The sequence below is a fragment of the Acidithiobacillus ferrivorans genome (genome assembly GCF_016250455.1).
In the GTDB taxonomy this organism is placed as follows: domain Bacteria; phylum Pseudomonadota; class Gammaproteobacteria; order Acidithiobacillales; family Acidithiobacillaceae; genus Acidithiobacillus; species Acidithiobacillus ferrivorans.
Genome location: NZ_CP059488.1, coordinates 2296387 through 2310255 on the forward strand (window position 1 = coordinate 2296387; position 13869 = coordinate 2310255).

The 13869-nt window shown below is 55.3% G+C and carries 10 protein-coding genes; all 10 read left to right on the top strand.

Annotated elements, in window-relative coordinates:
• Positions 1-12 precede the first annotated feature (12 nt).
• The 10 genes from flgG to H2515_RS11530 all read left to right on the top strand — a co-directional run bounded on the left by flgG (position 13) and on the right by H2515_RS11530 (position 13821).
• Positions 13-795, top strand: coding sequence for a flagellar basal-body rod protein FlgG (gene flgG, locus H2515_RS11485; RefSeq protein ID WP_035194058.1), 783 nt, complete (start codon positions 13-15; stop codon positions 793-795).
• Positions 795-1535 carry a flagellar basal body L-ring protein FlgH gene (locus H2515_RS11490; RefSeq protein WP_065413814.1) on the top strand — a complete coding sequence of 247 codons (741 nt, stop codon included), beginning with the start codon at positions 795-797 and terminating at the stop codon, positions 1533-1535. The genes flgG and H2515_RS11490 overlap by 1 nt, the downstream gene beginning before the upstream one ends.
• Entirely contained in the window at positions 1535-2659 is a 1125-nt protein-coding gene (locus H2515_RS11495) for a flagellar basal body P-ring protein FlgI (protein WP_176712615.1), read from the top strand. Before H2515_RS11490 ends, H2515_RS11495 begins: the two co-directional genes overlap by 1 nt.
• Complete coding sequence (locus H2515_RS11500) at positions 2660-3577, top strand: glycoside hydrolase family 73 protein (RefSeq protein WP_198660198.1); 918 nt, start codon at positions 2660-2662, stop codon at positions 3575-3577. It abuts the gene before it with no gap.
• A gap of 149 nt (positions 3578-3726) precedes the next feature.
• Positions 3727-5706: a flagellar hook-associated protein FlgK gene (gene flgK / locus H2515_RS11505; RefSeq protein ID WP_065413817.1), complete on the top strand. Its 1980-nt coding sequence runs from the start codon at positions 3727-3729 to the stop codon at positions 5704-5706.
• Positions 5707-5717: 11 nt separating this feature from the next.
• On the top strand, positions 5718-6950 hold the full coding sequence (flgL, locus tag H2515_RS11510; protein ID WP_051984871.1) for a flagellar hook-associated protein FlgL: 1233 nt from the start codon (positions 5718-5720) through the stop codon (positions 6948-6950).
• Between the two features lie 15 nt (positions 6951-6965).
• Positions 6966-7703, top strand: a complete 738-nt coding sequence (locus H2515_RS11515) for a flagellar brake protein (RefSeq protein WP_198660199.1) — start codon at positions 6966-6968, stop codon at positions 7701-7703.
• A gap of 16 nt (positions 7704-7719) precedes the next feature.
• A complete protein-coding gene (locus tag H2515_RS11520) occupies positions 7720-8661 on the top strand; it encodes a DUF4915 domain-containing protein (RefSeq protein WP_198660200.1) in 942 nt (313 codons plus the stop codon).
• A 98-nt stretch (positions 8662-8759) separates the two neighbouring features.
• Positions 8760-12287 carry a glycosyltransferase gene (locus H2515_RS11525; protein WP_269802044.1) on the top strand — a complete coding sequence of 1176 codons (3528 nt, stop codon included), beginning with the start codon at positions 8760-8762 and terminating at the stop codon, positions 12285-12287.
• A 67-nt stretch (positions 12288-12354) separates the two neighbouring features.
• Positions 12355-13821: a flagellin N-terminal helical domain-containing protein gene (locus H2515_RS11530; RefSeq protein ID WP_065413820.1), complete on the top strand. Its 1467-nt coding sequence runs from the start codon at positions 12355-12357 to the stop codon at positions 13819-13821.
• Positions 13822-13869 lie beyond the last annotated feature (48 nt).

The window sequence follows — 13869 nt, forward strand, 5'->3', positions numbered from 1 at the left end:
GGAGAACGATTTATGCTTCGCGCACTATCAACCATTCGTACTGGCCTGGAGGCCTCGCAAACGCAAATCGACGTCATCGCCAACAACCTGGCGAATGTGGGCACGACGGGATTTAAACGCCAGCGAGCTTTGTTTCAGGATTTACTCTATCAGAACGTACGTCAGCCTGGCGCACTATCTTCCACGCAGACGAACCTCCCCATTGGTCTGCAATTGGGTACGGGCGTGCGTGTTGTGGGAACGCAGCCCATCGAAACCCAAGGTAACCTCACGCAGACCAGCGATAGCCTTGACCTCGCCGTCAATGGAAACGGCTACTTTCAAGTGCTCATGCCCAACGGCACCCTGGCTTATACCCGCGACGGTTCTTTTCAGCTCAACCAGAATGGGCAGATGGTTACCGCCAATGGATATCTAACGCAGCCACCTATTACGGTCCCGGCCAACGCCACCTCCATTACAGTCGCTCAAGACGGCACCGTCACCGCGCAACTGCCGGGGCAGGCCGCACCCACGCAAATTGGCCAAATACAGTTGGCCACTTTCCAGAATCCGGCGGGGCTCCAACGGATCGGCGACAATCTCATGCTACAGACCGGCGCATCGGGTGCACCCAATATTCAGCAGCCGACCATCAACGGTACAGGCGCAGTTATGCAGGGCTACCTCGAATCCTCCAATGTCAACGTAGTGAATGCCATGGTGGGCATGATTACCGCTCAACGGGCATATCAATTGGGAACAGATATGGCCAACACGGCCAATCAGATGCTGGGCTACCTGGCGAATATCTGATGCCAGCAACATTGACGACCTTTACACAAAAGCTGCTTATTGCCATTCAGGCGGCAGTCATATTGGCTGGGTCCGTTGGATTACTCTCTGGATGTGCCGCCGGCATGCCGTTTCATCACAGCAAACCATTTGCACCTCTGCCATTACCCCCGATGACGGCACCACAAGCATCATTGGCGAATGGTCAGGTTTATCAGCCAACCACGGCGGAGAACTGGTATTCAGACCATCAGCCGTGGCGAGTCGGCGACCTGATCACGGTAGACATTCTGGAGAATGCCACGGCCAGCAATGCCATTCAGAACGCGACCAGTCGCAAAAGCTCCATTGGCAATGCCATCAGTAGTTTTTTTGGTCTGCCGCTCTCTTTGGGCAATATCGGCGGCAACAAAATTTCCCCGAATGTTACTGCCGGCTCTAGCGTCAGTAGTAGCGGCGCTGGCGCATCGACCCAGAGCAACACGCTGATCAGCACCATCTCCGCCACCGTTACGCAGATACTCCCCGGCGGAGATCTGGCAATTCTTGGACAAACCCAACTGAACTCCGGCGCAGGCACCGGCGCAGAGTGGATCCGTATATCGGGAATCATCCGTGAGGCCGATATTGGCAACAATAACACCATCCCTTCCACGGACGTGGCCAACGCGCGAGTGGAATACAGTGGAACCGGCCAAGGGTATCAGGCAGCTAAAATGCCCTGGCTGGCGCGTTTCTTTTTGACATGGTGGCCATTCTGATGCGTGCGACCACTAAGCGCACGGTACTACTGTGTCTGATCTTCTGCCTGGGTGCCGGTGGCTGGTTATCTGGCATATCGGCTGCCATGGCTAGCACAGTAGGTCAACTCTCCCGCATTGGGGGAGACCGCACGAACCGAGTCATCGGATATGGATTGGTTGTGGGTTTGCCGGGGACCGGCGATCAAGCGACCGAGGTGCCGTACACCACCCAAACCATTACCAATATGTTAAGACACATGGGCATCAATCTTCCAGTCAACACGTTTATGCAACCGAACAACGATTCGGCGGTAATGATCACGGGAACCATTCCAGCCGATGCACGGCCAGGACAAAAATTCACGCTCACAGTTTCCGCTGTGGGAAATGCGAGCAGTCTGCGTGGGGGTATTCTCTTGATGACACAACTGCATGGTGCCAATGGCCAAGTCTATGCCCAGGGACAAGGGCCAGTGCTGGTAACAGGCGCATCCGCTTTGGGAGGGGGCACATCCTTGGTTGTCAATAATCCGGACGTGGGACGGATTGTAAACGGGGGAATCGTGGAAGTACCCTTGCCACCATCCGCGCCGCAGGCAGGCATTACCCTACTGTTACGCAAGCCGGGTTATGTCACGGCGGCGCGGATGGTAGAAGCGGTGAATCAGATCTTCCCAGGTTCCGCACAGGCACAGGGACCAGGGGTAGTGGAAGTCCGCGCACCTATTGGTATGAACGCACGGGTCGGGTTTATTTCCGCCCTGCAACAAATCCCGGTCAGCGCCCCAGCACCTCGGCCGACTATTGTCATCAATGCCCAGGATGGCACCGTGGTCATGGGGTCGAATATCCGCATTACGTCCTGTGCAGTGGCTACTGGATCATTGTCGGTAAGCATCCAGACCACACCAATGGTGAGTCAGCCGAATATGTTTGGTCGGGGGGTCACAGTCGCCACCAGCAATACTAAAGTCGGCATTAAAACGCATAAGGCACACCTTTTTCTGCTCAGGAAAAGCGCTAGCCTGGAAGATGTCGTGCGTGCCTTGAATACCGTGGGAGCCACGCCGGCAGAACTTGCATCGATCCTGCAAGCCATGAAATCCGCTGGCGCTCTACATGCGCGAATCAAGGTTATTTAAATGCCGCACCCTGTCTTCTCCTCTCTATACCGACCGATGCAGCCCCTGCCGGACGTGGCACAGCCCCCCGCTACGGACGCGACACAGGCATCCTTGGTCGGAAGACCTGTACTGAATGGAAAGGGTGCAACCAGCGCACAGAGAGAAAACTCCGCCGCCAGCTATGCTCAGGCTGCACGAACAGCTGAACAATTTGCTGGGGTATTTATTGACCAATTGCTCGAGCGCATGATGCCCAAGCTCTTTGGTTCTGCTGCCGGCGCTGGCACTTATCAAGCGATGCTTTTGCAGTCGCTATCTACGCAATTGTCGCAGACCGGCAATGGGATGGGCCTCGTTCCGATACTGGATAAAGCATTGGGTGTTCCCGCAGCGGCAGCGACCGCTATCGGGGAGACACCACCAGTCATTCTTGAGCCATCGCTGTCGAACGCAGGATGGGCAGGGGGTGTTAGTTCTTCAGCTACGCTTTCCGCATCGGCACAGGCATTTATCGCACAGTTGACCCCGCTCGCCAGGCGCGTTGGCAAGCTTCTGGGGGTTGCTCCGAAATTGCTTCTGGCCCAGGCGGCGTTGGAAACAGGTTGGGGGGCGCATATGGTTGGGAATAACCTGTTCGGTATCAAGGCTCTTCCTGGTGAACCCAGTGTGCTGGCACCAACAAACGAAGTAGTCGATGGTGTCCTGACACCGACCATTGCGGCTTTCCGCGCCTTTTCCAGTGTCGGGGGCTGTATGGAGCACTACGCGCGGCTCATCAAAGAACATTACCCACAAGCGATGGGTACTGGAGGCAATGCGCAAGCATTCGTTCAAGGCCTTGTCCGCGGAGGTTACGCTACCGACCCGGCATATGCTGCGAAAATCATGCAAGTGGCAGAATTGCCGGTCTGGTCCCATATTTTGGGTGCGCCATGAAACAACACCGGTGGTTCTTCATTTCTGGGGATTGGCGGCTGCCTGATAATGCAAGTTAGCATCTGCACAGGAACGGCATTTGTGCCGTAAAACGTGGGTAGGATGCGAAAGAAAATTGCGTGGCGTGATTTATAGAAGGAGCACCAACGATGTCATTAACCAGTATTCTCCAGGTGGGCTTGTCCGGCGTACTAGCGAGCGAAAACGCCCTGCAGACGGTATCCAACAATATCGCTAATGAGAATACACCGAGTTATGTCAGCGAGACCGCCATCCTCTCCCAGAATGCTAGCCAGCCCAAGGCCTATGGTTCTCTGGGTGCGGGTGTTGGCACGCAGTCGATTCAGCGCAACTTCAGCAGTTATGCCGAGAACCAGGTGCTCAATGCAACCTCCTTGGCAACGGCCTTCAGCGGACAGGCCAACACACTGAGTACCCTTTCCAGCCTGTTCCCCGTGGGGTTCACTCAATCTGGGCTTCCGGCAGCCATCCAAGCGTTTTTTGCATCCGTGCAGACTCTATCGACAAATCCTTCCAGTATTCCCAACCGGCAAAGCGTGCTCTCGCAAGCGGGGAGCTTGTCCGCGCAATACCAGAACGCGACCACAAACATCAGCAACACCCAAACCTCATTGGTGCAGCAGATGCAGCAATCGGTGTCGACGATTAACGGATTGAGCACTCAACTGGCGTCGATCAACCAAGAAATCCTGAAAACCCCAAAGGGGACCCAAGTTTCCAATAGTCTGCTGGACCAGCAAAGCGCCGCTCTGACTTCTCTGGCTGGCCAAGTGGGCATCAGCACCATCCAGCAGCCCAACGGGACCTTGATCGTGGCCACGAAAAGCGGTGCGACGCTGGTGGATGGCAGCCAAAGCCTGCAACTTCAAGTACAAACGGGCGGCACCTATCAGCAAGCTGGTCAGGCGGGCATTGTTTACCAGCCCACCGGGCAGGTGCTTACCAGTAAGATCACGGGTGGCCAGCTCGGCGGGGCCATTACCGCGCAACAGCAGGTCAGCACTATTCAAATGCAATTCGGATTACTGGCACAAGGCATAGCCGCGGTTACCAATACGCAGCAGGCCCAGGGCGTGGATCTTCATGGTAACATCGGTCAGCCGATGTTTGCCGTCAATGGCCCGCAGGTTTTTCCCGCCGGGAGCAATCTGGGTAGTGCCATTGTTTCGGCGACGATTACCGATCTTTCCACTACCCCCCCCACCACCTTCACGCTGGAATACAACGGGTCTCAGTGGAACGTTACGAATAACAGCACCGGGAGCAGCACAGCGATGACCGCTTCTGGAGGTCAGTTGGCTTTTGGCGGCATGACCGTGGGTATCAGTGGCACCCCTGCGACAGGGGATAGTTATTTGGTGAACCCGGTAGGCAGTACCGCTGGCTCGTTTCGAGTGGTCATGACCAATCCCAATCAGGTGGCAGCTGCGGCCCCTTATGTGGCGAGCGCTGGATCCCTGCAAAATGGTGGATTGGTCAATACCAATGCAGGCGCAGAAACTCTGTCATCAGGAATGGTACTGGCGCCATCAGGTTCGGCTGTATCGGGCGCGGCAGTGATTGCTTCTGGCTTCTTCGGACAGCCCTTGACCGTCACCTTTTCGGGAGGCACGCAATTCAACGTTACGACTAGTGGCGGGGCCTTTGTTGCGTCTGGTATGTGGTCCGCGAGTGGCACTACCGCCCTAGAGGTGCGGTATCCTTCCAATTCCCTGGCGTCCGGATCAGCTTTTGTTTTTTCCTGGGCTGGTGGTACACCAGCTTCTGGAGATGCTTTTACCTTGAGCAGCGGCGCTCCAGGGAGCAATGCTAACGCCGTATCCATGTCACAAGCGGCCAGCCTGCCGGCACTTTCTGCAGGCTCACTCAATCAGTTCACCGCGAACATGTCGAACTCCTATGGTAACCTGCTGCAGGGTGTCAACCAGGGCGGTGCTGTGGCACAGACTACGTTGACCCAAGCAAAAACCGCGCTTTCCAATATCTCGGGCGTCAACCTGAATGCCGAAGCTGCTCTGGTGGTGAGCTACACGCAAGCCTATCAGGCAGCATCTGCGGTGATTCAGACATCCAACACCCTTTTCCAGAATTTGCTGCAATCGATATAAGGAGCGAAATCGTGATTTCGGCCATCAGCACCCCCAATAGCTATGCCTTGCCTACCAATGCCATTCTGGCGGATCAGTCGCAACTCACGACGCTGAACCAGGAACTCGCCACTGGTCTGGCGATCAGCAATCCAGGAGGCAATCCGACGGCCGCATCCCAGAATGTGCAAATCACGCAACAAATTGCCGCACTCACGCTTGACGGAGAAACCTCTGGGTTGGCGCAATCCAGCCTGCAGACCCTGTCTTCCACCATGGGCAGCATCAGCAGCCTGGTGCAGTCTTTGCGGCAAACGGCGCTCACTGCCGCCAATGGAACCGTGAACGCACAAGACCGACAGGCGCTGGCCACCTCTGTGAACGAAGGATTGCAACAGCTACTACAGCTAGGCAACTCGCAAACCCCGGATGGCAATTATCTCTTGTCTGGAAGCCAGAGCAGTACCAGTCCCTTCGCGCTCAATGGCGGTACCGTCTCCTATGAAGGAAATGCCGGCACGAATCGTCTGCAAATCGCGCCAGGCTTGACGATCCCGACTTCACTTTCCGGGCAATTTTTATTGATGGATATTCCTACGGGTAATGGGTACGCCGCAGTGAACGCGGCAAGCGGTAACGTTGGTGCAGCAACAGTGGCCGTGGGTGGTGTTACAAACTTGGCCGCAGCCACCGCCATGGACGTGCAGAATCAGTCCTACTCGCTGCAATTCAGTACAGGGTCCGCAGGGTCTTCCGGGTATGCGGTCGTTAACGCATCGGGAACCACGGTCGCCAGTGGCTCCTATACCCCAGGTACGGTCATTGATGTGGCGGGCAGTCAGTTCACCTTACAAGGCACACCTGCGGCCGGCGATATTTTTACCATTGCCCCCGCCAAAAACCAGAGCCTTTTTCAAACTGTGCAGCAGATGTCCACTCTGCTCTCCCAGGGGGGATCCGGCGGTGCGCCGGGCGCGCAATTTGATCAGGGGATGAATAACATCTTGGCTAATTTCAACCAAGGCCTCACCCGACTGCTGACCGGACAAGCTGCCGTCGGCAGTTCACTGGCCCAAATCAACGCGGTCAGTCAGACGAATTCCACCCAGCAGACCAATGATGCCATCACCCAAAGCGGCCTTATCTCCGCCAACCTCCCGGCAGTGGCAACGGCCTTCGAGCAGGGCAGCACTGCGCTGCAAGCGGCGCTTGGTGCTTTTTCCGCCATTCAAGGAATGAACCTCTTTACGACTCTCAAACTATAAGAGGAGCAATAGCCTGTGCATCCGCACCACGAAAACTTTGTCGGTTGGGAAGCAATTCCTCACGGAGCGATAGCTCGCATTATTGCTTCTGCGCGGGCACAGCAAGCATTGGTGGAACTGTTCTTTGAAGATGCATCGTCCAATATGTATTTTCTGAAAGACGCCGCACCCAAAATATTGCTGGATATTGGCGCAGGGCATTCCAGAATCCCGCAAAAGGGTACGATAGTGACTGTGCGCTGGCGTCGCGCCGAGGATGGCTATCATTATGGATTTCAGACCATGTCGGATGGGGTTATCCGGCACAGTGATGGTCATGATGCGGTGGCATTGGTATTTCCAAAGGTCTTGCTGCGTACTCAGCGTCGTAGTGCCTACCGGGTACCCGTAGACTTGGATACCGCACAAAGCCTGACGATTCAATGGGGTGTTCATGTCGATTACAAGTCAACAGCGGCCTTTGCCCATGACCTCAGTATTACCGGTGCGCAACTGTCTTTCTCGACCTATCTCGAATGTCCAGTTGCGATAGAAATTGGGCAGCGACTGGAAATCACCGTGAACTTGCAGGGCGAGCATTATGGAAGTACCGCCCAGGTTGTGCGCATGGAAAAGGTAGGCACGCCCGATGACCATTCAGTCGGGCACGAGCGTGTGCTGTTGGGTGTTCAGTTTATTGATCCATCACTGCCGTTTCAAAATGCGCTGGAAACCTATGTCTCTCTCCAGCAGCAATTACTGTTACGGCGCTAGCCCTGGTAAGGGTGTCATGCATGTGTTCGACGGCATTATTTTTAGCGCTCCCAATCAAGGAGGGGGCGTTTTTTCATGCCGCAACGATGCCATTATTTGTTTGGATGATCGGCCCACATGCGGACTATCGCTGGCGCATGGAAAATTGGCTCGTGCTGTTCAGGCTGAGGGTGCGGTAGTACTCGCAACCGCTGAAGGTGGACAAGAATATCGTGGGCCGTGGGCAGATATTCATGACGTTCTGCTCACTGAACAAGGATTTTATCTCGTCTCCACCGAAACTTCGGAGATCCTACAATGGGACATTGCAAAAAAAACTGTTGTGGAACGATGGCAGCTCTCTGAGCAACGCGATTCGTGGCATGTCAATTGTTTGGGAATCATCCACGAAGAACTGTGTTTCACAGCTTTCGGGGATTTTGCAGGGACGCGTGGCTACAAAAACCATTCCGCTACCCGTGGTTTTCTTCGGTCCATTCATGGCACCAAAAATCCTTGGCTTGAAGGTCTGAGCCAACCGCATTCTATCCTCACGGCACGGGACGGCTATCTGTATCTTTGCGACTCCGAGACTGGAAATGTCAGGCAGTACACAATGGAATTCACTCTACAGCGCACCTTGAACATTGGCGGCTATTCACGTGGGCTTGCCTGGCGGGATGGGATACTCTTTGTTGGATTAAGTGCTTCGCGTAACACGGTAGAGGGTGAGCACCAGCAGGCAAAAATCGTCGCTTTTGATACCAAAACATGGGCGGAGATTGACAGAATCGCCGTTCCCTGCCAAGAGATCTATGATCTGCTGGCATTTGATGACCGTGAAAACTTCCTGTTTTGGGTGGAACGTATCCTGATAGATGAGCGTACCCGTGCATTAGATAGGATCCGACCATTGGAAGAGAAGCTGGCCAGTAAAACCAATGAATGCGCGAAACTGCGTGTTTTTCTAGGATATTAGGGAGCCAACCCGGGAGCGGGAAGCACGCTTGGCAGATATTGGCATAAGTTATGCATAATGATAGTTAATGGATTTATTGCTCTGGGAATTTTTTACACATGTCCGATCATTTCGAGGAATATCATAACCATCCACGCCCTGAACTAGTTCATGCATTTTTTCGTAGCCCAGGACTCGTCTTGGATGTCGGCTGCGGAGGCGGTGCTACGGGCAAGCTTATCAAGGAAAGGTGGCCGGATGCGCGAGTAATCGGGATGGATATTGATCCAGATTCCCTCAATAGAGCCCGACAGCTACTGGATGCGGTGGTAACCAGCGCCAAAGACCCCACCCTTAGTGACTTGTCTTCGGCTGGCATCAAAGCTGCTTCGGTAGACACGCTTATACTTGCTGACGTACTGGAGCACCTGGAGAATCCTTGGAAATTTTTGCGCTGGATTCGCCCCATGTTGACCCAGGATGCTCAGATCATCGTTTCCCTGCCCAACGTACGCAACCTGGGCGTGATGCGGCAGGTGTGCGCGGGCGACTGGCCGTATGCCGATAGTGGTTTGCTCGACATAACCCACCTGCGGTTCTTCACCAAGAAGACCGCAGTAGATATGCTCCAGTCTTGCGGCTACGAGGTGCTTTATACGGGGCTGGTGCCCGATGTGCGACTCAGTCATCAAGGTCGTCCAGATCATACCGTACTGATCAACATTCAGGGCGGCGCCTTGCATGGCGTCACTCCGCAAGCCTTTGATGAATGGACTGCCTTGCAACATCTCTTCACAGCTCGTTTAAGCGCCACGGCAGACGAAATGGAGTCGGATACGCTGCCGTCCGCTGACGAGGACCGCAACTGCGTTCAAATGCAGTTGCAATCCACCCCGACGCCAGAGGAAATCTGGCGACAAAACCAAGCATTACAAGCACAGGAGCGGGAATGGCTGCTAGAAGCTCGGCAATCTCCAACCGCGCCAATTTTTCAGGTCGTCCTCCGTCAGGCGGTACGTAATGTGCAGTCTGCCGAGCGCGCGGTGCAAAGCCTGGTCAAACAAATTGTCGCTCCGAACGCGGTGATCGTCCTGCAAGCACCCACGGAAATTCCCATTCTTTGGCCCGAACTGCCGGCGGCTTGGTCGGTAGTTCAGGACTTCACCATAAACGATGCCATTGTTGCGCTTCCCAATCCAGAAGATGCGTGGGTGGTTTTTGTAGACTCTGGTGATTTTCTGGCAGAAGATGCTTTGGCCCGCCTGGGGATATCCATAGCCACGCATCCGCAATGGCGTGCAGTATATAGTGATGAAGATCTGGTAGACGACCATGGTCGGCATAGTCATCCGCATTGCAAGCCGGATTTTCATCTCGACACGCTGCGTAGTCTCCCTTATATCGGTGGACTGTTCGCCATTCGCAAGGATTTTCTCAAATCCATCGGCGGGTTGACGTCGTCTTTCCCCGGTGCCGAGGAGTATGACGCCATACTGCGGGCCGCGGAGGTTTTGCCTGAACACGCTGAACTGCTGATCGGCCATGTGGCGCGGATACTCTATCATCGTGGTCATCGCTCCGGGAGCGGGGAGTTTTCCGTAAATACCATCGTGGATTCCGGGCGTGCGGCTCTCCTTGCCCATTTACAGCGTACCGGCGAGCGGGCCACGGTGGAATATGGTCCTGCGCCAGCTACTTATCGGGTGGTGTACGAACTAGAACGCGAGCCATTGGTCACGATACTGATTCCCACCAAGGATCAATTTGGTTACCTGAGTCAATGCGTGGAGTCTGTCCTCGCACAAACGGAATGGCCGAATTACGAGATTGTTATCATCGATAACGGGTCTACCGCACCGGATGCCTGTAACTATCTGGACGCCCTGGAAGCCAACGAAGAGCAAATGGAGGGCCGCCTGCGTGTGTTCCGGTACCCCGGCCCTTTTGACTATACCGCCATGCACAATGCTGCTGTAGAAAAAATGGCACGCGGTGAAGTCCTCCTTTTTTTGAACAACGATACTGCCTGCCTACACCCGGAATGGCTGCGCAATATGATGCGGCACGCTCTGCGTCCGCCCATCGGCGCGGTTGGCGCGAAGCTGCTCTTTCCCAATGAAAAAATACAACATGCAGGCGTTATAATTGGCTTGTCTGGCGGGGCTGCCGACCACCCTTTTTTAGGGGCTGACGCCACAGAGCGTGGCTATTATGGTCGCCTGATTCTCACCCAGAATTATGAAGCCGTTACGGCTGCCTGCATGGCAGTACGCAAATCGCTCTTTTTGGAGGTGGGCGGGTTCGATTCGCAGTTTCCTATTCAGTTTAATGACGTGGATCTTTGTCTCAAGTTGGGTGCCAATGGTTATCGTACGGTCTGGACCTCAGATGCCATCCTGATGCACCATGGCTCTGCTAGCCAGCGCGCTGAGACCGAAGGTAGCCCGGAAGCCGTGAAGAAGGCCCAGACTGTCCTGTCCGAAGGCAATGATCGCATGTTCCGCAAGTGGTGGAATAAAATGCGGCGGGATACCGCCTACAATGCTAACTTCACCCGGCATGGTCGCGGGTTCCAACATGAGACGGTACCGGCCTTGTCCTGGCAGGACGATTGGCGCCCGCGTCCGCGGGTATTGGCTCACCCGGTCAACAGGGAAGGCACCGGAGAGTATCGGATTATTGCCCCGGCTCGGGCCCTGGCACGCTCTGGCCATCTCCAGTCCATTGAATCCATGCAGTTGCTGACCCCACCGGAGATGGCACAACTGGCGCCGGATAGTGTTATCTTCCAGTTGCAAATGGAAGATCATCAGTCGGCGACCATTGAAAACTGGCGACGTTACAGTCCGGACACGCTCCGGGTCTTCGAAGTGGATGACTTGGTCATTCATTTGCCCATGAAGAATGCGCATCGCCCTCAAATGCACAAGGATCTCTCCACACGGCTTCGCGCGGCGCTCAAGACCATGGATAGATTGGTGGTAACGACCGAGCCTTTGGCGCAAGCCTATCGCGGCTGGATCGATGATATCCATGTGGTACCGAATTACCTGGAGCGTGCGCGATGGGGTAACCTGGTCAGCAGCCCTGCTGGTGGCGGCGAAAAGCCCTTGGCAGGATGCAAGCCACGTGTCGGATGGGTCGGTGGCGTCAGTCATCAGGGTGATCTGGAATTGATTGCCGATGTAGTGAAGGCTACGCACCAATCCATTGACTGGGTGTTTATGGGCATGTGCCCTGATGCAATGCGTCCTTATGTGACTTTTGTGCCACCTGTCCCACTGGATCAATATCCGCAAAAGATTGCCTCTCTGGGGTTGGATCTGGCGGTGGCGCCACTCGAAATGCATCCTTTCAATGAAGGCAAAAGTCATTTGCGCTTGCTGGAGATGGGGATATTGGGTATTCCAGTGGTCTGCACCGATATTTTCCCGTATCAAGGTGGATTCCCTGTGCTGCGGGTAAAAAACCGTTACCAGAACTGGCTCAGTGCTATCCAGGACGCGGTGGCGGACCGTCCCGCACTCGCCCAGTCGGGACAGGTGCTTAAGGCACATGTGGAGGCACACTGGATGCTGGAAGACCATCTGGATGTATGGGTCAAGGCGTGGACCGTCTCGCGGCCAGGACAAATTCCACCAGCGTGACGTAAAAGGAGATAAGGCAGCACCACGGGGTGCGCCGAGATCCTTTCACCACAATGAGGGAAAAACCATGTCTACCGCTTTCGGTTCTATCAATACCAACGTTTCCGCACTGTCCGCGCTGAATTCGTTGGGCAGCACCAATCAGACCATCACCGGCCTGGAAAATCAGTTGTCTACCGGGCTTTCCATCAACAGCCCCGCCAATAACCCTGCGGGTTACACCATTGCCCAGGGCTTTACCACCCAGATTAATGGCTCCAACCAAGGCATTTCCAATGCCAACCAGGCCGTCTCGCTGCTGCAGACCGCCACCGGAGCCCTTGGCCAACAGACGAATATCCTGCAGAACGTCCGTACTATCGCGGTCCAGGCTGCCAACGGTTCCAACACCAGCGCGGATTTGGCATCCCTGCAATCCACCGTCGGTCAGTTGGTGGCACAGGTGTCCACCATCGCGCAGCAGACGCAATTCAACGGCATCAGTCTCCTGAATGGCAGTTTTGCCGGCGTCCAGTTTCAGGTTGGTGCCAATCAGGGTCAGGTGATTGATGCCAGCGTCGGCAGCACTGCGGCGACCAACCTGGGTGTGTATCAGACGGCGGCGGCTTCCGGTACTTATAGCGGGGGTAGTACTACCGGCGGAAATTCTTACGTGATTTCCTCGTCTGGCGCTTTCACGTCTGGCAGCATGAGCATCCTGGGCAGTGTCGGTAGCGGATCGGTGACCGTCAGTTCTTCTGGCGAATCGGCAGCTTCTGTTGCGGCCAGCGTTAATAATGTCTCCAACCTGACCGGGGTCAACGCGCAGGCCTATACCAGTGTTGCGTTCAACGTTACGTCTACCGGCGACATCAGTTTTTCTCTCGGCAATGGCACCAACAGCGGCCAGACTAACGCGGTGAACATCTCGGCGAGCGTGACCGGCGATACGGCAGCAGGACTATCCAGCCTGGTGCAATCGGTGAATAACAATACTTCCACCACGGGCATCGCTGCTTCCGTGAACACCAGCAACCAACTGGTCTTAACCGATGTGAACGGCAACAACGTGAGCATCGCCAATTTCAGTGGCACAGTCTCGCTCGGTGCGGGCGCCACCACTCTTGCGTCGGGTGGCAGCACTGGCGCCACGGTTCAGGGGTTGGTGTCCTTCCAGTCCGCCAATGCCTTCACGGTTTCCGGTGGGTCTAATGTCGGCGTCACCAGCGGCAGCACGCTGACCAATCTGACCCAGGTGAACGTGGGAACCCAGCAGGGTGCCAGCAATGCCATCACCATTATCAGCTACGCCCTGCAGCAGTTGAATCAGCAGGGAACGCAGCTGGGTGCGGTGCAGCAGCGGGTACAGAGCGCGTTGAGCAATCTGCAGACCACGGCTACCAATGATCAGGCAGCACAGTCGGTCATCCAGGATGCCAACATTCCGCAGGTCAGTACAAACCTGACGCAGGCACAGATCCTCCAGCAGGCAGGTATCGGAGCACTGTCGGCCTCCAGTCAGACGCAACAGGCGTATCTGAAGTTGATTCCGTAAACACCACGGGGAGCGCTTCGGCGCTTCCCGTGCCCACCACCAAGCGCG